Origin of the sequence: Metapseudomonas resinovorans (assembly GCF_002003485.1) — a bacterium.
GTDB classification, from domain to species: domain Bacteria; phylum Pseudomonadota; class Gammaproteobacteria; order Pseudomonadales; family Pseudomonadaceae; genus Metapseudomonas; species Metapseudomonas resinovorans_D.
On record NZ_BDMA01000053.1, the window covers coordinates 39,394 to 59,387 of the forward strand.

A 19,994-nucleotide genomic window follows, 5' to 3' on the forward strand; every position below is an offset into this window, starting at 1 on the left:
CTACTCCTTGACCTCAAGCACTCCGGTCATCCCGCGCTCGCGATGACTCTTGAAGAACAGCAGCCGATTGGGGCATTGGAACAGGTACTTCCCTGCCGGCAATGCAAAGCGCAGAACCTTCGTCTTCTCGTTAATCGGCACATCAGCCAGGGATCTTCCGTCGGCCGTTTCCAGGACGAACCGGTGCGGGATGATGCCGGCCTCCACCCGCACGGCCAGCTCTAAGGGGCGGCCCGCTTTGACAACGACATGGTCAGGCCGGAAGAAATAGCTGCCACCAACGATAGCCACGCGCTGCAGGTCATCCGCAGCTGCACTCGCTGGCGAGACACTGTCTGCCGCCCCGGCAGCCTCCGTGGCAAGCGAAAGCAAGGCGATGACAATGGCACCCTGAAGTAACTTGGCGGGTGTCGTCGTGACCAACTGGCTCCCCTGGTCGTGCATGTGAACTGATCTTGCGGAGCAGACGCGGGGCCAGCGCTCTAAAGCCACCTGAGCAAGGTCCGCACTATCGGTCTCTGCGCAACTGAACATTGGTCGCGACATGGCTGCATAGCCTCCGGGACAATGTTGCTGCCGTGCCGATCTTCCGCTGAATCCTGAACTCACCATGGAAGTTCGAGCACTCCACTTAGAGTCTAGAGCAGCGCTGCAGCGGGGGCTCCCGTCCGAACGGCCTGGAGGGAGCAGGACGACGCCAACCGTTCAGGGCCGGTTGCAAGCGAGGGGAACCAAGAAGGCAAGCCCGGCCAACCTGAGGGTTGGCCGGGCGTGCCGGTCGGACTTGTAGTTACTTGGCCGGGTAGTCGGCGATTACCTGGTCGGTACCTGCCTGGGTCAGGCCAATGACCTGATAGGCGTCTTGTTTTCCGCCCACTTCCATGCCGGGAGAGCCGGCTGGCATCCCCGGTACGGCAATGCCTCGCAGATCAGAGCGCTTGCTGAGCTCGACGACTTGCGCAGCCGGGACATGACCCTCGATGAATTTGCCATCGATCACCGCGGTATGGCAGGACGCCAACCGTGGCGCAACGCCGAGGCGTTGCTTGACCGAGGTCATATCCGATTCGACATGATCGATCACCTTGAAGCCGTTGGCTTCCAAGTGTTCCACCCATTTCTTGCAGCAGCCGCAACTGGCGCTGCGGTGGACATCAACCGTCAAAGCTTCCGCTGCTTGGGCGGCGGAAACGGTGAACAGAGAGGCGAGCGCGACAAACCGCAGTACGCGATGAGATTTAGCTTTCATGGACGTGCTCTTTGCCATCGGCATGGGTGTGCTTTTTAGGGGCCGGAGCTGCTTCGTCTTGCGCCTGCTCCATCTCGTGGTGGTTAGCCTCACCTTCTTCGCCGGCATTATGATCCGAGCCGCCCTGGGCATTCGATTCAGCAGCATGATGATCCTCTTGCTGGCTGGCCGACTCACCGGCGTGGTGATCTTCAGCAGCCTGCCCAGCGCCATGGTGATCATCGCCTGCCTGGCTCGCCGCCTCAGCGCCATGATGATCTTCTCCCGCGCCATCATGGTGGCTTCCGCCCCCGGACACATTGTCGCCGTGCTGGCCTTCGTGGTTGTGCATCTTGGTTTCGCCGCCGCCGTGCTGGTGACCACTACTGCTGGCCACTAGCGTGCGGTACTGCTCAGCGTCCAGGGAAGGAAGCTTCTGCAGGAAGGCAACCATGCCCCAGATGTATTGGTCACCCATGCTCTTGCCCCAGGCCGGCATGCCTGTGGCCTTGATGCCATGCTTGATGATCCAGAACGCGCTAGCAGGACTGCCATCCACACCGACCTTGGTCAAATTTGGCGGCGCAGGGTAGAGACTCTGACTGAGTTCGGTTTGAGCCACGCCGGGGGCCAGGTGGCAACCGATGCACATGGAGTTGTAGTTGCCGGCGCCGGCGCGAATCAGCGCTTCATCCTCCAGATTCGGCACCTCCAGATCCCGCGCCCGCACTTCAATCGAACGCTCCCGGGCCATCGTCAGAAACGCGTGGACGGGGGCCAGGTGCGGATCATCGGCGCCCACATTGACCAGGCCGAAATACGCCACGCCCATGACTCCAACAAAACCCACAGTGCTCGCAATGGCCAAGGTCTTAATTGTTCTTTTCATGTCGGCCTCTCAAAACCACATCCGAATACCGGCAACAAAGCGTGCTTCGTCTACGTCCTCACCTTCGTCGCGCAGCATGTCGGCGGTGTTGCCGTAGGAACGGCTCCACGTGACACCGATGTACGGGGCGAATTCACGGAGGATTTCGTAGCGTAGGCGCAGACCGACTTCGGTGTTGGCCAGGCCCGAGCCAACGCCACGCTCGTGATCGTTCTTGCCGTAGAAATTCGCTTCTGCGGTCGGCTGCAGGATGAGCCGATTGGTGAGCAGAATGTCGTAGTCGCCTTCCAACCGCGCAGCGGTCTGGCCATTCTCGCCAACGAAAGCGGTAGCTTCAGCCTCGAACGCATAGAGCGCCATGCCCTGGAGACCGAAGGCACCCCAGGTCTGTGGCGACCCGGGTTTGAAGTCCTGGCGAACACCGGTGACGACATCCCACCAAGGTCCGATGGAGTGTCCCCAGAGCGCCTGAACTTCGGCCTCCTCGGTCACCCCGTTAGTACGCTCACCTTCCGAACGCAGCCATAGGCGGTCGACGTCTCCGCCAATCCAGCCGGAAGCATCCCAACTGAGCACACTTCCTTCGTCGGCGTCCTGATACTCCAGTTGGTCGAGCAGGAAGAAGGTGTTGACCTTGCTGTCATGAATGCCGTGCCCAGGTAGCGGCGGGAAGGCCGCTTCGCGATCGGCGTCGGTCAGGACCGGAATAGGCGTCCGGCTGGTCGTGACGGGGGCTGTCTCGGCCGAACCCTGGTCCATCTTGCTGTGGTCCATGCCCTGCATCTGGTCATGGTTCATCTTGCTGTGGTCCATGCCTTGCATCTGGCCCTGGTCCATCTGGCTGTGATCCATACCCTGCATCTGGCTATGGTCCATCTTGCTGTGGTCCATACCCTGCATCTGGCTATGGTCCATCTTGCTGTGATCCATGCCCTGCATCTGGTCATGGTTCATCTTGCTGTGATCCATTTCCTCGGCAGCGCTCGCCAGGCCTGCATGTAGGGCGCTGAACGAGACCAGCAGCGCTAGGGCAGATGGAGCTGAAATCCTACTGATCATGATCCTGGCCCGCTTTAGCCTCGTCCGCGTTGTGCTCGTGCTTCATCGAGCCGTGATCCTTCAGCTGGCTGTGATCCATGCCTTGCATCTGGTCATGATTCATCTGGCTGTGGTCCATCTGCCCGTGGTTCATCTGGCTATGGTCCATTTGCTGCGCCTGGGCTGCCTGACCTTTCTGCTGGTCGGTATTACCTTCACCGGCGAGGGCTACCGGAACCATCAATGCGGCGGTGAGGCCCCCGGCCACAGCCATGGCCAACGCACTGCCCATCAAAGTCTTGCGCTTCATAATTTCGCTCATTGAAAGATTCCTCATTCGTCCACACGGACTTCGCGGAACATGCCCATTTCCATGTGGAACAGCAGGTGGCAGTGGTAAGCCCATCGACCCAGAGCGTCCGCCGTGACGCGGTAGCTGCGTTTGGAGCCCGGCGGCATGTCGATGGTGTGCTTGCGGACCATGAAGTTGCCGTTCTCATCCTCCAAGTCACTCCACATGCCGTGGAGGTGAATGGGGTGGGTCATCATGGTGTCGTTGACCAGGGTGATGCGGACGCGCTCGCCATACTTGAGGCGCAGCGGCTCGGCATCGGAGAACTTGATGCCGTCAAAGGACCAGGCGAACTTCTCCATGTGGCCGGTGAGGTGCAGTTCGATGGTGCGGCTGGGCTCGCGGCCATCCGGATCGATGAAAGTGCTTCGCAGGTCGGAATAGGTGAGTACGCGGCGGCCGTTGTTGCGCAGGCCAATCCCCGGATCGTCCAGCTTGTGGGTTGGGGTCATGGTCTGCATGTCGATCAGCGGGTTGTTGGTCTCGGAGGCAGGGTGGGCCTGCATCTGGCCACCCATGCTGCCATGGTCCATGCCAGCCATCTTGCTGTGATCCATGCCGGCCATATTGTCTTGCATGGCGCTGTGGTCCATCCCAGCCATCTTGCTGTGATCCATGCCGGCCATATTGCCTTGCATGGCGCTGTGGTCCATCCCAGCCATCTTGCTGTGATCCATGCCGGCCATACCGCCTTGCATGGCGCTGTGGTCCATCCCCCCCATGCTGCCGTGATCCATGCCGCCCATGCCGCCCATGCTGCCATGGTCCATGCCCATGTCACCCATGCCGATCAAGGGACGGGGATCGATCTCAGGCACCGCAGCGCTCAGGCCCTCACGCACGGCCAGGGTGCCGCGGGCATAGCCGGTGCGATCCATGGACTGGGCAAAGATGGTGTAAGCCTGTTCGCTGGTCGGTTCGACGATGACGTCGTAGGTTTCCGCCACGGCGATGCGGAACTCGTCGACGCTCACCGGCTTGACGTGCTGGCCGTCGGCCGCCACCACGGTCATTTTCAGCCCCGGAATGCGCACGTCGAAGTAGCTCATGGCTGAGCCGTTGATGAAGCGCAGACGGATCTTTTCGCCCGGCTTGAACAGTCCGGTCCAGTTGCCGTCAGGCGCCTGGCCGTTCATCAGGTAGGTGTAGGTGTAGCCGCTGACGTCGGCGAGATCGGTGGGGCTCATCTTCATCTCGGCCCACATCTTCCGGTCCGCCACGCTGGCAGCCCAGCCGTTCTCGCTCACATCGTTGATGAAGTCGCCAACGGTGCGCTTGTGGAAGTTGTAGTAGTCCGACTGCTTCTTCAGCTTGGCCATGACGCGGGCCGGATTTTCGTCGGTCCAGTCACTCAGCATCACCACGTAGTCGCGGTCGTACTGGAACGACTCGGGTTCCTTCGGTTCGATCACGATGGGGCCGTAGACGCCGATCTGTTCCTGCAACCCGGAGTGGCTGTGGTACCAGTAGGTGCCGTTCTGGTGGACCTTGAACTTGTACTCATACATGCCATCCGGGGCGATGCCGTGGAAGCTCAAGCCCGGCACGCCGTCCATATTGGCCGGCAGGATGATGCCGTGCCAGTGAATGGAGGTGTCTTCGCTCAGGCGGTTGCGCACGCGTAGAGTGACGGTGTCACCCTCACGCCAACGCAGAATTGGCCCCGGAATGGTGCCATTGATCGTCATGGCCGTACGCGCGGAGCCCGTGATGTTCACTGGGGTTTCACCAATGAACAGATCGAATTCGGTACCGCTCAGCACAGTGGGCTGACCAGGACTGGTCACCGCCCAGACGGGAGTACGCCAAAGGCCCAGTCCCCCCAGAATGCCGCCGGCGGCCAGGCCCTTGACGAAGGTTCGCCTTGAGGTTTTGCAATGCATGCCGTGTATGTCCAATGAGTCAATGGAGCCAGCGCTGAACAACCAACGCGATTAGGCTGCCGCACCAGGTGATTCCTGCACCCTAGAGGGCTTGCCCGCGGTCGGCCATCCTTGAGGCGCGCGCCCGCGAGCATACAAGCTGCCACATCCCAACCTTTCAGAAGATTACATTTCTGTAAGGTTGGCCAACGCGCCCCGACTCAGCAGTTGGCATGTTCAGCCGATTTGGCCTTTTCAGCGACCGACGACTCGGCCTTCTGCTGCTCCAGGCGGTAGGCTTCCATCGACGCCTGGGCGAGCTTGTCAGCACGCGCCATGGTCCGATCACCGCCACCAGCGGCCATAGCGAAGGACGAAGCAGTCAGGGCGGCAACAACAAACAGAGCTTTCATGGATTTCATGTGGGTATCCTCGAATATGTACGGGTTAGCCCGGTAGGTACGGGCTGAGTATCAGACTCGAAGCCACCTTAACCACCCCGTGCTGTCAGCAACCTGAGCTGAACATTACAGTTGTGTAAGGTTGGCCTTTCCTGCTTGTGAAGCCTCCTGCTCGCTCTGTAGAAAGTTGGCGCCGAGCGCAGCGAGGCCCAACAACCCGCACATCGCTGGGCTTCGCAAGCTCAGCACCAGCCTACGAAAAGCATTCGGTCCGGCTTTCTTTGGCCACCTATGTCGTACACCTTTCAGTCCAGCAATCGTCACAGGCAGAGCCGGTGACTAATGACAACGTCCTAAGGACGTGATTTCCCAAGTTCAAATGAAGGCATCAGTGTCTGCCTGTGCTTCAAAATCGCCAAAGAGGACAGCGCGTAGACCTCCGACAATCGCTACAAAGCGAGCCGCAGGACTTGAAGCACCACCAGATGGCCGGGGTAGAAGAAGTAACCCCAGCGCCGGACCGGCCAGATATCCAGGGCAATCCTCTGGCGAAGTAGCCAAAGTCCCCAGAGCGGCGTGGCGAATGCCGTCGTGAGTATCGCCACGGTCTCAAGGGTGAGTCCCGAGTCGGCCAACCAGCGATTGCGGCTATTGGCCAACACCGCCACCGTCGACGGGAGTAGCCACCACCAGCACGGGCGTTTGATCGCTAGTAGCAGTGCGGCGGGCAACAGCACCCCGACAGCGCCATACATCAGGCGTGAATGGAGAACGGTGGTGATCAACAACGTCGCTATCGCCAACATAACGCTCGTACGGTCGCGGTGATATACGCCCCACGCCAGCAGAAGCCCGAGCATCAGGGTTGGCATCACGTTGAGGGTACTGCTCAAAGGGGAAAGCAGGCGGTAGGGCAATTCGGATAGCACCGAGAAGACCATGAGCCAGCCGAGGTAGCGAACGTTACCGTCGTTGAACAAGTCCCCAGTACGGGTACGGGCGACATTAGCTGCGATTCCCAGGCAAAACAGCGGGAAAGCGGCCCGACCGACAATGAACAACCACTCGGCATCTGACCAGAGATAGCGAAGGTGATCCATCAGCATGGTCAGCATGGCGGCCCATTTGATGAGATCCAGGCTGCCATCGCGATCAGGGACTGCTGTCGAATGAGTTGGTATCCTCATCCCGCCCACCCCAGAGTCAATGCGGCGAGTACCAGATAGCGACCAGCCTTGGCCAAGGTCACGATCAGCAGGAAGCTCCACAGTGGCTCTCGCATCAGCCCTGCGACGACGGTCAGGGGATCACCGATGATCGGCACCCAGCTCGCCAGCAGTGACCAGCGCCCATAGCGGTGGTAGGCCTGCTGGGCCTTGTCCAGTTTGGCCTCGGTGACCGGGAACCAGCGGCGGTGACGGCAGTGCTCCACTGACCGCCCCAGCCACCAGTTCACCAGCGAGCCCAGGACGTTGCCACTGGTGGCCACCAGCAGCAGTGCCAGAACGCTGTACTGCTCGCTGAGCAGCAGTCCCACCAGCACGGCTTCCGATTGCAACGGCAACAATGTCGCGGCGCCGAATGCCGCCAGGAACAGCCCCAGGTAGCCGGTTACCTCCCACACCACCTACGCGCTCAGTCCCATCCAGCCATGGATGCCGACATAGATGCCCACGCCAATGATCAGCAAGCTGGATAGATAGGGCGCGCGACGCGCCACGGTGCCCAGCCAGGGCCAGCGGTTGGAGGCCTGCCGTGCACCGATGGCCGCCGCCGCACCCACGCTCACCAGCGTCAGGGCTAGGCCAATGCTGAAACACAACACCAGCACCGCGCCGAGGGCGACCTCTTTCACTTGCAGGCAGAGCAGCAACACGGTGATGGCGGCCGGACAGGGGATCAGTCCTCCCGTCAGGCCAAACAGGATGATCTGCCCCGTCGTCACCTTTCGATTGGCGAAGCGCGTGCGGATATCGTTGGCATGAGCCCGCTCGTGGGCATCCTGGTAGCCCTCCAGCGATAGCTCCAGCCCTTCCAGCTCAGCATGGTTGTGCTCGTGCCCCTGTTCGCAGAAGTCCAGGTCGTAGTCGTGGGAGTGATTGCCGTGGCCCAGGCTGAGCCGGACGCTGAACTCATGAGGTTCCGGAATCTCGTCCACGGACTCCAGATAGCCACCGCGCTCGGCAAAGGCGAAACGCCGCATGCGTCCGTCCGCTCGGGTGGTCTGCAAGGCCACCTCACCGGCCGCCCAAGCGTGGCCACTGAGCACGTTCAACCGCCAGCGTGGCGGCACCCCTTCCTCGAAAATCGACAGTTCAACACGCCCATGGCCGGTGTCGATGCGTCGGCTTTCGTCATGTGGGTGGTCGTGGTGATGGTCATCGTCCTGCTCGAAGCGCCACATCTGCTCGCCACGCCAGGTCCGCCAGAGCATCCACAGCGCAATGCTCACGATGATCACGGCGGACGCGAGCTGGAAGTACGGCTCAGTGGTTTCGGCATCCAGGTTCTGGCCCAGGTACATGCCCGCCATGGCCACCAGCCAGACCACCGCAGTGTGCGAGACGGTCGCCGCCAGCCCCAGCAGGATCGCCTGCTTCACCGTGCCGCGCACAGCCACGATGAACGCCGCCATCATGGTTTTGGAATGACCGGGTTCGAGGCCATGGAGCGCGCCCAGGAGAATGGCGCTGGGGATGTAGAGCCAGGCGTGGACCGGGCCCTGTTGCAGCAATTCGGCGAAGCTGGACATGGTGGTCTCAGAGGTACTTGGTGATCTGCTTGAACTCTTCCAGGGGTGCACGCTCACCACTGGTCAGCGCACCCACGGTGTGCTCAAGACAGTGGTCGATGTGATCCTGGATCAGCGTGCGCTTGGCCTGGCAGACAGCCTTTTCCACCGCATGCAGCTGCTGGGCGATATCCACGCAAGCGCGGCCGTCCTCGATCATGGTGACGATGCTGCGCAGATGGCCTTCGGCTCGCTTCAACCTTTTGACGATTTCGCTATGACTTTGGTGCTGATGACCATGTTCGTGCTTGCTCATCGCAAAACCCCGTGCAACGATATTGACCGTCGCATCCTATCCCCCCGGGGGGGATATAGCAAACACACCCAACAGTCATTCTTCGGGGCTGGTAGAGCGGAAATGCTTGGCAACGCTGTCAGAACACAGGTGGTAGTAGCGCTGCTCCTGGCCATGCTCATGGGCTGGGTCGGACACGCCTCCGCACTGCTGTCCAACGTCAACCAGCCCGCCTCTGAGGTCGCGCATGGCCATTCGCACGACGACGTTGAGCCGCTGAGCTGCCAGGCTTGTAGCGACCATTACCACGCGCCTTACACCGTCGATCATCTGCACGAAACCCCGCACCTCAACGCGCGGCTGGATCTCCCAGCGCAACCTCACCGCAGCCTTCCCGCTGCCCGTTCGCAGCTGTCGCTGCCCAACGGTCCGGTGTTCCTCATCGAAAGGCCTCCACGTTCCCGGTTCGTGCTCTGAACGCAGCCACTTAGCGGCTCCAGACCATTACAACCAGGACTACCTCAATGCAATCGCAATCCCAGAGCGGAGTGGGCGCCATTATCGCGCGCCTGCGTCGGCCGCTACTCCTGCCCCTGCTGGCACTCGCCCTGCTCTTCGCGGCCATGCCCGACGCACTCGCCCACGGCGTGCCCGAAGGCGACAAGGGCTTCATCCAGGAAAGTACCGGCGTACTGCTGCTGCCCTTCATCTACATGGGCGCCAAGCACATGATCACCGGCTACGATCACCTGCTGTTCCTCTTCGGCGTGATCTTCTTCCTTTACCGACTCAAGGACGTGGGGCTGTACGTCACCCTGTTCGCGGTCGGCCATTCGGTCACCCTGCTGTTCGGCGTGCTGACCAGCGTCAGCATCAGTGCCTACGTCATCGACGCCATCATCGGCTTCTCGGTGGTCTACAAGGCACTCGACAACCTGGGCGCCTTCCAGCGCTGGTTTGGCTACCAGCCCGATACCCATGCAGCCACGCTGATCTTTGGCCTGCTTCATGGTTTCGGCTTGGCCACCAAGATCCAGGAATTCGAGATATCCCCGGACGGCCTGATTCCCAACCTGATCGCCTTCAATGTCGGCGTCGAAATCGGCCAACTGCTGGCCCTCGGCACCATCCTCATTCTCATGGGCTACTGGCGGCGTACCGCCAGCTTCTGGCGCCACGCCTACACCGCCAACGTCGCCATGATGAGCGCCGGTTTCCTCCTGATGGGCTACCAGCTCATCGGCCTCATCGTCTCCCAGTAAGGATTCCCGACCATGTTCAATACCAAGCTTCCGACCCTTAACGAACTTCCTTCTTCGGCCCAACTGCTGCGTTCCACGGTGACCGCGCTGATCACCGCCGGCGTGCTGCTGGTGACCGTGGTCATGCCCTCGGAATACGCCATCGACCCCACCGGTGTCGGTCGTGTCCTGGGCCTGACCCAGATGGGCGAAATCAAACTGCAACTGGCCGAGGAGGCTGTTGCCGACGAAGCGGTAGCAGCCAAGGCCGAGCCCGCTTCGGCAGATACGGCGCCGGCCGTGGCCGCTGTCGAGCCTACCACTCCGTCAGCCCCAACTCCTGCCAAAGCCGCTCCAGCCCCGACTCAGACCGCGCCGGTTGAGGCTCAACAACCCGCTGCCGAGCCCCAGGTCACGGGCCTACAGCATGAGATGAGCGTTACCCTGAGCCCGAACCAGGGGGCCGAGATCAAGTTGGAAATGAAGAAAGGCGCCAAGGTGAATTACCTCTGGTCCGCCAATGGCGGCGCGGTGAACTACGACACCCACGGCGACCCCTACGGCGCCCCGCGCGACTTCTACCACGGCTATGGCAAGGGCCGCGCCACCTCCGAAGACTCGGGCGTGCTGGAGGCCGCCTTCGACGGCAAGCATGGCTGGTTCTGGCGCAACCGCACCAACAAGCCGGTTACCGTCACCCTGCGAACCCAGGGCGATTACATCAGCATCAAGCGTGTGATCTAAAAACAGGACCGGCCCCGCAAGGGGCCGGTTTCGGAAGACAGGCAGCTGGAGAGCCTGCAAACGGAGCAAGGAAGGTCACGATGACACGCTACCGTGCAAAGATTGAATTCGCCGAGAACAAGTCAAAGTATGCGCCTCATGTGGAGTTGGAACTTAACCGCAATTGCTGGCTTACGAGATGATGGAAACCCTTATCGTCTCGCAGAAACAATCAGTTCGGCGCTACTTGCAGTCGATCTTGGCCGGATAACCCTGCGTTTCCACCAGTTCCCTTACACGATCGGCGCCGATGGCACTTTCAACAGTCACCTTGCCTGCTGCGCGGTCGACTGTGACCTTGGCCTCCGAATCTGCTGCCTGGATGGCCTTGGTGATTTTGCTGACACAACTGCCACACCCCATACCGGAAACTTCCAAGACGAACATAGCGGGCCTCTCATGCTGGACCGGCAACTCTTGCCGCCCATGCAGCTTCGACCTTGACATGATGGGAAGGTCAACCCCGGCCGGGGTTTATTTCGGTCCCAGAAGCTCTGGCATGGCCTGAGCTGGCGGTAATCCTTTCTGCATTTGCAGGCGGCCCTTGGCATCGCGATAGACGATCGTGGGCGTTGCTTCGCTGCCCAGCTCAGTCATCAGCGCAAGATTGGCGTCGAGTTGTTCCTGGACAGTGCTGGGTACCGTTTCCAGAGCCTTGAGTGAGCTCCCGCCACCGGCCACCTCATGCTGTTTCAGCGCGGCTTCTGGTTGCTTGGCCGTCAACAGCGCCGCGGACTTGCCGGCGCTATCGGGACTGAGCAGGCCCACCATGATGTGGCGCAACTGGACCTTGCCGGACTCAACCCACGGGCGCGCCTGGTGCCAGAACTTATTGCAGTAGGGGCAGTTCGGGTCATCGAACATGTAGACGATGCGTGGGGCATCCTTGCGCCCATCGGCAATCCAAGTGCTCTTTTCCAGACGTGCCCACACCTCCTTGGCCATTGGTTCAAAAACCAGACGGTCCAGCGTTGCACTCGTCAGATCCTCGCCCTGGGCATCGAACAGGGTACCCACCAGCACGTGCTGGCCATCGGCCGTGAGGTACAGAGCCAGCCCTTGGCCGTTATAGCGCGCGGCATAACCTCGCAGACCGCCGGGTGCCGTGAACTCGCCCACGATGGTGACGCCGCGCGCCTCAATCGCCTTGATGGGCGCTGGCAGCTCCGCGGCCTGGGTGACTGCGGCGAGCAGAAAGCTGACAAAGGTGAGCAACAGGGGGAAGTACTTGTGGCGCATCATGGCTGAGGCCTCTCTCACGTAATCGCTAGGGCCCCCGCGAGTATCACGGGGGTATCTCACCGATCAGGTACGACCTGGCGACTGGTACACCACGTATCTTCGCGCCGCTTGCCGTACCTTGGTAGCTGACCGAGTTAGCCGATGTCTGTACGCCGCAGGCGCAGCGCGTTAAAGACCACCGAGGCCGAGCTGACGCTCATGGCCAGCGCGGCAATCATTGGTGATAGCAGATGACCCGTCAGGGGATAGAGCAAACCAGCCGCCAACGGTATGCCCATCGCGTTGTAGAGAAAGGCAAAGCCCAGGTTCTGGCGCATGTTCTTCACGGTGGCCACGGAAAGCTGCCGAGCGCGCAGGATGCCCATCAGGTCGCCCTTCACCAGGGTCACTTGGGCACTGTTCATCGCCACGTCGGTGCCGGTCCCCATGGCGATGCCGACATCGGCACGCGCCAGTGCCGGCGCGTCGTTGATCCCGTCGCCGGCCATCGCGACGCGGCGGCCGTATCCCTGCAGGTCGGCCGCCAGCTTCTCCTTGTCCTGGGGTTTGACTTCGCCGTGGACTTCCTCGATCCCCAATTGCTTCGCCACCGCGCGAGCCGTGGTTACCCCATCGCCGGTGGCCATGATGACCTTCACCTCTTCGTCCTGGAGACGCTTCACCGCCTCCTTGGCGCTCGGTTTGATCGGGTCGGATACAGCGAGCAGACCGGCCAGCACACCATCAACGGCCAGGTACATGATGCTCATGCCATCCAGGCGGAGCAGCTCAGCTCGATCTCTGAGCAGGGCGATATCCAGCCCGGCGTCCTCCATCAAGGCGGTATTGCCCAGCTGCAGCTGCTGACCTTCCACCTGGCCACGAACGCCAATACCGGAGCCGGACTCGAAAGCGTCCGGCTTGCTCAGGCCCACCCCGGCTGCCCGTGCATGGTCGACGATCGCATGAGCCAAGGGGTGTTCGCTGCCCTGGTCCAGGCTGGCTGCCAGGCGCAGGACCTCCGCCGGTGCGAACCGATTGGTGCCCACGACGCTGTGAAATACGGGGCGTCCTTCGGTCAGGGTGCCGGTCTTGTCCACGATCAAGGTGTCGATCTTGCACAGGTTTTCGATGGCGCTGGCGTCCCGGAACAGTACGCCGCTACCGGCAGCCTTGCCGGTCGCCACCATGATCGACATCGGCGTGGCAAGACCCAGTGCACACGGACAGGCAATGATCAGCACCGCGACGGCATTGATCAGGCCATAGACCCAACCCGGTTCTGGTCCGAAAAGCCCCCAGCCGAAGAAGGTCAGGACCGCGATCAGCACCACCCCCACGACAAAGTAGCCGGCGACGATATCCGCCATGCGCTGCATGGGCGCCTTCGAGCGCTGAGCATGAGCGACCATCTGCACGATCTGCGACAGCACGGTGTCCGCGCCGACTTTCTGCGCTTCCATCACCAAGCTGCCATGGGTGTTCAGCGTGGCCCCGATGAGGGTCTCACCGGCCTTTTTCATCACCGGTACCGGCTCACCGGTCAGCATGGATTCATCGACGGCGCTTTCGCCCTCCAGCACGATCCCGTCGACTGGGACCTTCTCACCTGGGCGAACCCGCAGGTGGTCCCCCGTATGAACGTGGGTCAGGGGGATGTCTTCCTCTTCGCCATCGGCCTTGATGCGGCGAGCGGTCTTGGGGGCAAGACCTAACAGTGACTTGATGGCCGCGGAGGTTTGCGAGCGCGCCTTCAGCTCAAGCATTTGTCCCAACAGCGTCAGCGAAATGATGACCGCTGCCGCTTCGAAGTAAACGCCGATGCGGCCATCCTGCATGAAGGTCGCCGGAAATACTTGAGGAATGAGGGTGGCGATGACGCTGTAGAGGTACGCCGCAGCCGTCCCGAGGCCAATCAGAGTCCACATGTTGGGGCTGCGGTGGCGGATCGAGGCGACCCCGCGCACGAAGAAGGGCCAGCCGGCCCACAGGGTCACTGGCGTCGCCAGCACGAGCTCCACCCAGTTCTGGGTAGCGCCATGGAGCAACTGCATCTGGTGCGCCGTCATGGCCAGCAACGTAACAATGACCGTCAGTGGCAAGGTCCACCAGAACCGCCGGGTGAAATCCTTGAGCTCCGGATTTTCTTCCTCGTCCAGCTCAGGGATTACAGGCTCCAGGGCCATTCCGCAGATAGGACAGCTGCCGGGGCCAGGCTGGCGGATCTGCGGGTGCATTGGACAGGTGTATTCGGCAGCTCCTGCACTGGGTAACTGCGCGACGGCAGGCTGGTCATGGCTGGCGTGCCCGTGGCCTGCATGCGCATGGTCGACGGTTGAGCCGGTGTATCGCGCAGGTTCCGCTTGGAACTTGCTCAGGCACTTCTCGCTGCAGAAGCGATAGGTTTGCCCCTGGTACTGCTCGCTGAAGCGACTGTCCGGCGGCACTGCCATGCCGCACACCGGATCGCGCTGACTTCCATCCGCTTGCTCATTCGGATGTGAGTCGTCATGGTCGTGTTGGCACGATGCGGTGGGCATGGACTAGTTCCCTCTGTTGTCCGTGTTGGTCGAATCTTCGCGGCTCTGATGAGAATGCCCACCGTGGTTATGCCCGAAGAGGTGCATCAGCGGGCAAAGCAGCAGGATCAGGTAAGGCAAAGCCAGGGAGAGGTGGCCGTAGTGCTCTCGTGCCACATAGAACAGGCCGATCACAACCAGCATGATCAGCGCGATTCCCCCTTTGCTCCGCCAGAAGGGTGTGGCCGGTTCGGGGCCATGGCGATGGGTTTCCGTCATGAGTCAACTCCTGAGCTGAGATGGAGATGTCGTCCGCTGTCGCGTACCTCAGCCTAGACGACACCCCTTGTTCACCAATTGACGCCAATCAATACCGCTCACTTCACGTTGACCGGACCGACCATGCCGAGCTGATAGTGACCGGGCACATTGCAGGCAAACTGCAAGCCGGTGGTTTTGCTGAAGGTCCAGATCAGCTCCTTAGAGGCCCCAGGTTCGACCAGCATGCTGTTGGGGTCGTTGTGCTCCATGCCGACCATCTTCATGCCGCCCATCGTATGGTCCATTGCCTGCATGTCGTGATTGCGCCCCGTCGGGCTGAGCGTGCCGTTCTGAAACATGGCCGCCATTTCTTTCTGGTGCGCGGCATGGGCGGCCGCTTTACCCAAGTTGAACTCGTGCAGCATTGCACCGTCGTTCTTCAGCACGAACCGGATGGTTTCGCCGTCTTTGACATCGATGCTTTCCGGGGCGAAGTAGACATCGCCCATCTTCACCTCGATGGTGCGGTCAACTTCTGCCAAGGTACCGGGGCGCCCTACATCATTCTTCGCGTGGCCAGCATCGGCCTGGGCGATAGCACCGGTGAGCAGGGAGACAATGGCAATCAGGGAAGAAGCGAGCTTGGTGTTGTTCATTTTGAACCTCGCAAGATGGTGTGGTTTGAAACGCCTTTGATGCTAGCCAGGCGGAGCTGCCGGCAGACTTACGCGAAAACTACAGATCTGTAAGGTTCGGCGGGCCTCATGCCCCCAGTAGGGGGTTCCGGGGGCATGGGTCGTCGACTCAGCGCATCACAAAGTCGCCCACCATTCCGGCCTGATAGTGCCCTGGCATGGTGCAGGCGAAGTTCAGGTTGGTGGCGTTGGCGAAGGTCCAGACGAATTCCTTGGTCGTCCCGGGCTCAACCAGCACAGCATTCGGATCGTCGTGCTTCGCCTCTACAATTTCCGGATACCCAGGCGGGCTGGCGTCGCCAGGGCCTGTGTTGCGTTCTCGCCACACGATCGACTGGGCCTTGCCCGTCGGGGTCAACGTGCCATCCTTGAGCAGGGCGGCCATCTCGCGTTGATGGTCGAGCTGGGATGCGCGTTGGCCGATGTTGAACTCGTGCATCAATGCGCCCTCGTTCTTCAGCACAAAACGGACGGTCTCGCCCGGCTTCACATCGATCGACTTTGTGCCGTAACTGATGTCATCCAGCTTGATGAAGACGGTGCGTGTGGCGGGCGTGGCCGGGGATTGCCGAGCAGCGCTGGAATCAGTGCCAGCCGAGTCGGCAAATACGTGAGGCGTGTTGGCCAGCAGCAGCGCCGCGATCAGTATTTTGGGACGGGAGTATTTCATGATGAGACCTCGCTGGGATGGTTGAAAATCTCATGCTATTGCCCACTTCCTGTCGGGCGGCTTACCCCCAAACTACAAATGCGTCAGCAACAAAAAGTGCGGCGCCAAAGAGGCGCCGCTAGGCCAAAGGAGCAATCACGAAAGGCCTGGAAGATGGGGAAATTCTTTACGGATGGCATTCTTTGTCGGCCATCATCAACTTGTGCTCGCGCATCATCTGCCCCAGGACGTCATCCACCAGCTTGTCGTGCTGCTCCATCCAGGCCAGGTGCTCCTCGGCCGACATGCCCGGCTTCGGGTGCTCGTTGTGAAGCTGGGTCATGATTTCGTCCAGCATCTTCATGTGCTCTTTCATGTGCACATGCCGCTCGCCTGCAGGCGCCTTTTCCGCCTGAATCAGCACGGCCTCAGCCTTGTCACGCATTTGCTGGATACGTTCGAAGGCGCGATCGCTTCCTCCTTCCGCCCAGACGGCAGAAGACAGCAGGAGAGAACCAACCAGCAACAGGGGTTTCAGTGATTTCATCGGGCAGTCTCCTTACAGGAAGCGGTGGTCGGCGCCGCTACGTCATCTCGGCGAGGGCCCGGCGAGCGCTTACGGCGCGCTCTTGTTTGCAACCCTAGACAACGCTCCCTGACAGAGGCCTGAAGCCAGGATTACATTTTCGTAAGGTTGTGGTTGGGGGCCAGGTTTGCCTGCAAACTCACGACATCTGACTTTTTGGATATGCCGCGCATGAAACTTCTGGTCGCTGAAGACGAACCGAAAACCGGTACCTACCTGCAACAGGGCCTCAGCGAGGCTGGCTTCAATGTGGACCGGGTCATGACGGGCACCGATGCCCTTCAGCATGCGCTTAGCGAGTCCTACGACCTGTTGATCCTGGACGTGATGATGCCGGGGTTGGATGGGTGGGAAGTGCTGCGGATGGTTCGAGCCGCCGGGAAAGACGTTCCCGTACTGTTTCTGACCGCCCGCGACGGCGTTGATGATCGCGTGAAAGGGCTTGAGTTAGGCGCAGATGATTACCTAATCAAGCCCTTTGCGTTTTCCGAGCTTCTGGCGCGGGTCAGGACCCTTCTGCGCCGAGGCAATAGTGCGCCAACCCAGGCGATCCTGCGGATTGCGGACCTTGAAGTGGACCTGATGAAGCGCCGTGCCATTCGCGGCGGCAAGCGCATCGAGCTGACGGCCAAGGAGTTCTCCTTACTCGAACTGCTGATGCGCCGACGCGGCGAAGTGCTGCCGAAATCGCTGATCGCCTCGCAGGTCTGGGATATGAACTTCGACAGCGATACCAATGTGATCGAGGTGGCTGTCCGCCGTCTGCGAGCGAAGATCGATGATGACTTCGCGGTGAAGCTGATCCATACCGCCCGAGGCATGGGTTACATGCTTGATGGGCCAGACCCAGAATGAGACATCTCTCCCTGACGGCGCGGATGAGCCTGATGTTCATGCTCGCCGTCTCTGCCGTGTTGACGGTGGCCGGTCTTAGTTTCAACCACTTGAGTCAGCGCCACTTCAAGTCACTCGACTACCAAGTCCTGGTGGAAAAACTGGAGTCGGCGCAAAGCATCCTTCAGGGACTACCCAGTGTGACGAGCTTCACCGAGCTGAAGCCGCAGCTCAGCGCGCTGCTGGGCGCCCATCGGGACCTTGCTGCGATCATTCTGGACAGCGATGGCCAGGTGCTGTTCGCGGAACCAGCCATGGTGAATGTTCCCCAAGGCCTTCGTGTCCGGTCGGCCCCCACCATGTGGGAGTGGGGAGATCAGGAGTTCATGTACCGCGGCTTAACGGCCGAGCTCAACGTCCCGGGTCTGGCAGCCCCATTGACCCTGTTGTTAGTGCTGGACGTGACCCACCACATGGCTTTTTTTGAGGCCTTGCAGCGCTGGTTCACCATTGGGCTGATCATCAGCGCCCTGGTCAGTGCAGGACTGGGCTGGGTTGTCGCCCGCAGCGGGCTTCGCCCACTGCGACAAGTGACCCAGATGGCCGCCTCAATGTCGGCCAGATCCCTCAAGGAACGCATTCCGATGGAGCCGGTGCCATTGGAACTGCAGCAGTTGATGACGTCATTCAACGCCATGTTGGCCCGACTGGATGAGGCCTTCGTACGGCTCTCCAACTTTTCCGCGGATATCGCCCACGAGTTGCGGACACCGGTGAGCAACCTGATGACTCACACGGAGGTCGTGTTGTCCAGGAAGCGGGACATCGAGGCGTATGAAGAAAACCTCTACGCGAACCTCGACGACCTCAAGCGCATGTCGCGGATAATCGACGACATGTTGTTCCTGGCCAAGGCAGACAATGGCTTGATCGTGCCGCAACGCGAACAGATCGAGTTGGAGAAAATCGTTGGCAAGCTCTTCGAGTACTACCAACTAATGGCGGATGAACGTGGTATAGCACTCAAGCTCTCAGGTCTGGGTAGTGTCCGTGGTGACGTGCTGATGCTGGATCGCGCCATCTCGAACTTACTGTCCAATGCCCTGCGCTATACCCCGCCTGGTAAGACCGTCACGGTGAGAATCGCCCAGACGGCTGCGTCGACCAGGCTGAGTGTCGAGAACCCGGGCGAATCTATCCCCGCTGAACACCTCAAGCGCCTGTTCGACCGGTTCTACCGCGCCGACCCCGCACGGCGAGAGGGCAGTCCCAGTAATGCGGGTCTCGGGCTTGCGATCACCCGGTCAATTGTCGAAGCCCACCGCGGTCGGATCTGGTGCACGTCGGCACACGGCCGTACCGCTTTTCACATGGAGTTTCCTCGGCTAGACGAGACAAGAGAGACCGTATGACCAAAGAGCAACTTCGGGCGGAACTGGAGCAGCAAGCGCGCAGTTTCGTCGAGCGCGACGGAGGTGAGGTGGTGCTTTACGCCGCTCAGCGCAAGCCTGATCGCCAGCCCTGGCGCAAGAAACCCAGCGTGCTCGATGAAGCGTTCCAAGCGGAAGTGCAAAAAATTGCCAACCAGCGGAACGCGGAAACCTGAGGGTCTTCCGCGTGAACCCAATGCAGGGTATTGGGTGGCGTGGCCAGGCCTGGATATCACCCGGGCTGGGCGTCTTCGTTGGGCAGGCCGGAGGCCACGATTGGCATTGCCACATGGCCCACCAGATCACTATTGGTCTAGCCGCCGAGTTGACCGTACATACCCCGGATTCGGCTGTCAGGGCCCGAGCTGTCTGCATCCGCGCCGGCGTCATGCATCGGATCGAAGCGGTAGAGATCCTGTCGATCTACCTCGACGCTTTGTCCGAAGAGGCCTGTGCCCTACATGCCGGGGCGGACATCGAGCCTGTCGACATCGACATGGAGGACATCGTCTTCCTGCGTAGCTTGCTGGCAGAGCCGAACATTTCAGCCCAGCAGATGCGAGATGGGGTTCGCCAGACCCTCAACCTGGCCAACGCCCCGGCCATTGATCCAAGGCTGCAGACAGTACTCGCTGCCGTGCGTGAGTCGATTCATGGCCGGCAGTACTTGGCCAAGCTGGTCCATCTGTCGCCGACCCGGTTTTCGCATTGGTTCGTCGAGCAGACCGGTTTGCCACTGCGCAGTTACCGGAAGTGGAGCCGTCTGGTCGCGGCGCTCCAGCACATTTCCGCTGGCCGCAGCCTGACCGAGGCCGCCCATGCGGCCGGTTTTGCGGATGCCGCGCACTTTTCCCGGACCTTCCGCAATCTGTTTGGCCTCGACCCGACTTCGGCGCTGGGTCACGTCCGCCTGAGCAGCTGAGATCAGCTTTTTCGTTCAAGCGTGTCCCCGGCCGAGCGGCGCAGAGTGATGGTCATC

25 protein-coding genes are annotated in these 19,994 nt (G+C 60.9%); 7 read left to right on the forward strand and 18 right to left on the reverse strand.

The window, feature by feature from the left end:
* The 11 genes from MnOB_RS14240 to MnOB_RS14290 form a co-directional block, all read right to left on the reverse strand.
* Complete coding sequence (locus MnOB_RS14240; protein WP_077524878.1) at positions 1-444, reverse strand: cupredoxin domain-containing protein; 444 nt, start codon at positions 442-444, stop codon at positions 1-3.
* Between the two features lie 346 nt (positions 445-790).
* Positions 791-1,249 carry a DUF411 domain-containing protein gene (locus MnOB_RS14245; RefSeq protein WP_077524879.1) on the reverse strand — a complete coding sequence of 153 codons (459 nt, stop codon included), beginning with the start codon at positions 1,247-1,249 and terminating at the stop codon, positions 791-793.
* A complete protein-coding gene (locus MnOB_RS14250; RefSeq protein ID WP_077524880.1) occupies positions 1,239-2,117 on the reverse strand; it encodes a c-type cytochrome in 879 nt (292 codons plus the stop codon). The genes MnOB_RS14245 and MnOB_RS14250 overlap by 11 nt, the downstream gene beginning before the upstream one ends.
* 9 nt (positions 2,118-2,126) lie before the next feature.
* Positions 2,127-3,176, reverse strand: coding sequence for a copper resistance protein B (locus MnOB_RS14255; RefSeq protein WP_077524881.1), 1,050 nt, complete (start codon positions 3,174-3,176; stop codon positions 2,127-2,129).
* The gene (locus MnOB_RS29425; protein ID WP_077524882.1) at positions 3,166-3,477 is read right to left on the reverse strand and encodes a copper resistance protein CopB; all 312 of its coding nucleotides are present in this window, start codon (positions 3,475-3,477) and stop codon (positions 3,166-3,168) included. The genes MnOB_RS14255 and MnOB_RS29425 overlap by 11 nt, the downstream gene beginning before the upstream one ends.
* Positions 3,478-3,488: 11 nt before the next feature.
* Positions 3,489-5,390, reverse strand: coding sequence for a copper resistance system multicopper oxidase (locus MnOB_RS14265; RefSeq protein WP_077524883.1), 1,902 nt, complete (start codon positions 5,388-5,390; stop codon positions 3,489-3,491).
* Between the two features lie 200 nt (positions 5,391-5,590).
* Positions 5,591-5,791, reverse strand: a complete 201-nt coding sequence (locus MnOB_RS14270) for a co-regulatory protein PtrA N-terminal domain-containing protein (protein WP_077524884.1) — start codon at positions 5,789-5,791, stop codon at positions 5,591-5,593.
* A 428-nt stretch (positions 5,792-6,219) separates the two neighbouring features.
* Positions 6,220-6,957 (reverse strand): TraX family protein, encoded by a 738-nt coding sequence (locus tag MnOB_RS14275; RefSeq protein ID WP_077524885.1) that lies wholly within the window; start codon positions 6,955-6,957, stop codon positions 6,220-6,222.
* Positions 6,954-7,394 carry a YqaA family protein gene (locus MnOB_RS14280; protein ID WP_077524927.1) on the reverse strand — a complete coding sequence of 147 codons (441 nt, stop codon included), beginning with the start codon at positions 7,392-7,394 and terminating at the stop codon, positions 6,954-6,956. The genes MnOB_RS14275 and MnOB_RS14280 overlap by 4 nt, the downstream gene beginning before the upstream one ends.
* A 3-nt stretch (positions 7,395-7,397) precedes the next feature.
* Positions 7,398-8,522 (reverse strand): nickel/cobalt efflux protein RcnA, encoded by a 1,125-nt coding sequence (locus tag MnOB_RS14285; protein ID WP_077524886.1) that lies wholly within the window; start codon positions 8,520-8,522, stop codon positions 7,398-7,400.
* A 7-nt stretch (positions 8,523-8,529) separates the two neighbouring features.
* The gene (locus MnOB_RS14290; protein ID WP_036991877.1) at positions 8,530-8,817 is read right to left on the reverse strand and encodes a metal-sensing transcriptional repressor; all 288 of its coding nucleotides are present in this window, start codon (positions 8,815-8,817) and stop codon (positions 8,530-8,532) included.
* Between the two features lie 102 nt (positions 8,818-8,919).
* Between MnOB_RS14290 and MnOB_RS14295 the strand changes: the two genes are divergently transcribed.
* From MnOB_RS14295 to MnOB_RS14305, 3 genes are read left to right on the forward strand one after another with little or no spacing between them, the layout of a single operon-like run.
* Positions 8,920-9,273 carry a hypothetical protein gene (locus MnOB_RS14295; RefSeq protein WP_077524887.1) on the forward strand — a complete coding sequence of 118 codons (354 nt, stop codon included), beginning with the start codon at positions 8,920-8,922 and terminating at the stop codon, positions 9,271-9,273.
* 47 nt (positions 9,274-9,320) lie between these two features.
* Positions 9,321-10,058, forward strand: a complete 738-nt coding sequence (locus MnOB_RS14300) for a HupE/UreJ family protein (protein ID WP_077524888.1) — start codon at positions 9,321-9,323, stop codon at positions 10,056-10,058.
* A gap of 12 nt (positions 10,059-10,070) precedes the next feature.
* Entirely contained in the window at positions 10,071-10,781 is a 711-nt protein-coding gene (locus tag MnOB_RS14305) for a transmembrane anchor protein (protein WP_077524889.1), read from the forward strand.
* A 222-nt stretch (positions 10,782-11,003) separates the two neighbouring features.
* Here MnOB_RS14305 and MnOB_RS14310 read toward each other — a convergent pair whose 3' ends face one another.
* The 7 genes from MnOB_RS14310 to MnOB_RS14340 all read right to left on the reverse strand — a co-directional run bounded on the left by MnOB_RS14310 (position 11,004) and on the right by MnOB_RS14340 (position 16,712).
* Positions 11,004-11,207, reverse strand: a complete 204-nt coding sequence (locus MnOB_RS14310) for a heavy-metal-associated domain-containing protein (RefSeq protein ID WP_077524890.1) — start codon at positions 11,205-11,207, stop codon at positions 11,004-11,006.
* 87 nt (positions 11,208-11,294) lie between these two features.
* Positions 11,295-12,062: a thiol:disulfide interchange protein DsbG gene (gene dsbG / locus MnOB_RS14315; protein WP_077524891.1), complete on the reverse strand. Its 768-nt coding sequence runs from the start codon at positions 12,060-12,062 to the stop codon at positions 11,295-11,297.
* 134 nt (positions 12,063-12,196) lie between these two features.
* On the reverse strand, positions 12,197-14,581 hold the full coding sequence (locus MnOB_RS14320) for a heavy metal translocating P-type ATPase (protein WP_077524892.1): 2,385 nt from the start codon (positions 14,579-14,581) through the stop codon (positions 12,197-12,199).
* 3 nt (positions 14,582-14,584) lie between these two features.
* The gene (locus MnOB_RS14325) at positions 14,585-14,839 is read right to left on the reverse strand and encodes a DUF2933 domain-containing protein (RefSeq protein ID WP_077524893.1); all 255 of its coding nucleotides are present in this window, start codon (positions 14,837-14,839) and stop codon (positions 14,585-14,587) included.
* 98 nt (positions 14,840-14,937) lie between these two features.
* Positions 14,938-15,477, reverse strand: coding sequence for a cupredoxin domain-containing protein (locus tag MnOB_RS14330; protein WP_077524894.1), 540 nt, complete (start codon positions 15,475-15,477; stop codon positions 14,938-14,940).
* Positions 15,478-15,625: 148 nt separating this feature from the next.
* Entirely contained in the window at positions 15,626-16,186 is a 561-nt protein-coding gene (locus MnOB_RS14335) for a cupredoxin domain-containing protein (RefSeq protein ID WP_077524895.1), read from the reverse strand.
* A gap of 166 nt (positions 16,187-16,352) precedes the next feature.
* Positions 16,353-16,712 carry a co-regulatory protein PtrA N-terminal domain-containing protein gene (locus MnOB_RS14340; RefSeq protein WP_077524896.1) on the reverse strand — a complete coding sequence of 120 codons (360 nt, stop codon included), beginning with the start codon at positions 16,710-16,712 and terminating at the stop codon, positions 16,353-16,355.
* A 210-nt stretch (positions 16,713-16,922) separates the two neighbouring features.
* On the opposite strand from MnOB_RS14340, the gene MnOB_RS14345 reads away from it, so the two are divergent.
* The 4 genes from MnOB_RS14345 (at position 16,923) to MnOB_RS14360 (ending at position 19,937) form a co-directional block, all read left to right on the forward strand.
* Positions 16,923-17,606 (forward strand): heavy metal response regulator transcription factor, encoded by a 684-nt coding sequence (locus MnOB_RS14345; protein WP_077524897.1) that lies wholly within the window; start codon positions 16,923-16,925, stop codon positions 17,604-17,606.
* The gene (locus MnOB_RS14350) at positions 17,603-18,997 is read left to right on the forward strand and encodes a heavy metal sensor histidine kinase (RefSeq protein WP_077524898.1); all 1,395 of its coding nucleotides are present in this window, start codon (positions 17,603-17,605) and stop codon (positions 18,995-18,997) included. The genes MnOB_RS14345 and MnOB_RS14350 overlap by 4 nt, the downstream gene beginning before the upstream one ends.
* Positions 18,994-19,191, forward strand: a complete 198-nt coding sequence (locus MnOB_RS14355) for a hypothetical protein (protein ID WP_077524899.1) — start codon at positions 18,994-18,996, stop codon at positions 19,189-19,191. The genes MnOB_RS14350 and MnOB_RS14355 overlap by 4 nt, the downstream gene beginning before the upstream one ends.
* Before the next feature lie 113 nt (positions 19,192-19,304).
* On the forward strand, positions 19,305-19,937 hold the full coding sequence (locus MnOB_RS14360; protein WP_234358265.1) for a helix-turn-helix domain-containing protein: 633 nt from the start codon (positions 19,305-19,307) through the stop codon (positions 19,935-19,937).
* Positions 19,938-19,994 lie beyond the last annotated feature (57 nt).

Bases quoted from the DNA above. Each gene is read 5' to 3' on its own strand.
- MnOB_RS14240 (WP_077524878.1), bottom strand. From the start codon at position 444: ATGCACGACCAGGGGAGCCAGTTGGTCACGACGACACCCGCCAAGTTA.
- MnOB_RS14245 (WP_077524879.1), bottom strand. From the start codon at position 1,249: ATGAAAGCTAAATCTCATCGCGTACTGCGGTTTGTCGCGCTCGCCTCT.
- MnOB_RS14250 (WP_077524880.1), bottom strand. From the start codon at position 2,117: ATGAAAAGAACAATTAAGACCTTGGCCATTGCGAGCACTGTGGGTTTT.
- MnOB_RS14255 (WP_077524881.1), bottom strand. From the start codon at position 3,176: ATGATCAGTAGGATTTCAGCTCCATCTGCCCTAGCGCTGCTGGTCTCG.
- MnOB_RS29425 (WP_077524882.1), bottom strand. From the start codon at position 3,477: ATGAGCGAAATTATGAAGCGCAAGACTTTGATGGGCAGTGCGTTGGCC.
- MnOB_RS14265 (WP_077524883.1), bottom strand. From the start codon at position 5,390: ATGCATTGCAAAACCTCAAGGCGAACCTTCGTCAAGGGCCTGGCCGCC.
- MnOB_RS14270 (WP_077524884.1), bottom strand. From the start codon at position 5,791: ATGAAATCCATGAAAGCTCTGTTTGTTGTTGCCGCCCTGACTGCTTCG.
- MnOB_RS14275 (WP_077524885.1), bottom strand. From the start codon at position 6,957: ATGAGGATACCAACTCATTCGACAGCAGTCCCTGATCGCGATGGCAGC.
- MnOB_RS14285 (WP_077524886.1), bottom strand. From the start codon at position 8,522: ATGTCCAGCTTCGCCGAATTGCTGCAACAGGGCCCGGTCCACGCCTGG.
- MnOB_RS14290 (WP_036991877.1), bottom strand. From the start codon at position 8,817: ATGAGCAAGCACGAACATGGTCATCAGCACCAAAGTCATAGCGAAATC.
- MnOB_RS14295 (WP_077524887.1), top strand. From the start codon at position 8,920: ATGCTTGGCAACGCTGTCAGAACACAGGTGGTAGTAGCGCTGCTCCTG.
- MnOB_RS14300 (WP_077524888.1), top strand. From the start codon at position 9,321: ATGCAATCGCAATCCCAGAGCGGAGTGGGCGCCATTATCGCGCGCCTG.
- MnOB_RS14305 (WP_077524889.1), top strand. From the start codon at position 10,071: ATGTTCAATACCAAGCTTCCGACCCTTAACGAACTTCCTTCTTCGGCC.
- MnOB_RS14310 (WP_077524890.1), bottom strand. From the start codon at position 11,207: ATGTTCGTCTTGGAAGTTTCCGGTATGGGGTGTGGCAGTTGTGTCAGC.
- dsbG (WP_077524891.1), bottom strand. From the start codon at position 12,062: ATGATGCGCCACAAGTACTTCCCCCTGTTGCTCACCTTTGTCAGCTTT.
- MnOB_RS14320 (WP_077524892.1), bottom strand. From the start codon at position 14,581: ATGCCCACCGCATCGTGCCAACACGACCATGACGACTCACATCCGAAT.
- MnOB_RS14325 (WP_077524893.1), bottom strand. From the start codon at position 14,839: ATGACGGAAACCCATCGCCATGGCCCCGAACCGGCCACACCCTTCTGG.
- MnOB_RS14330 (WP_077524894.1), bottom strand. From the start codon at position 15,477: ATGAACAACACCAAGCTCGCTTCTTCCCTGATTGCCATTGTCTCCCTG.
- MnOB_RS14335 (WP_077524895.1), bottom strand. From the start codon at position 16,186: ATGAAATACTCCCGTCCCAAAATACTGATCGCGGCGCTGCTGCTGGCC.
- MnOB_RS14340 (WP_077524896.1), bottom strand. From the start codon at position 16,712: ATGAAATCACTGAAACCCCTGTTGCTGGTTGGTTCTCTCCTGCTGTCT.
- MnOB_RS14345 (WP_077524897.1), top strand. From the start codon at position 16,923: ATGAAACTTCTGGTCGCTGAAGACGAACCGAAAACCGGTACCTACCTG.
- MnOB_RS14350 (WP_077524898.1), top strand. From the start codon at position 17,603: ATGAGACATCTCTCCCTGACGGCGCGGATGAGCCTGATGTTCATGCTC.
- MnOB_RS14355 (WP_077524899.1), top strand. From the start codon at position 18,994: ATGACCAAAGAGCAACTTCGGGCGGAACTGGAGCAGCAAGCGCGCAGT.
- MnOB_RS14360 (WP_234358265.1), top strand. From the start codon at position 19,305: ATGGCCCACCAGATCACTATTGGTCTAGCCGCCGAGTTGACCGTACAT.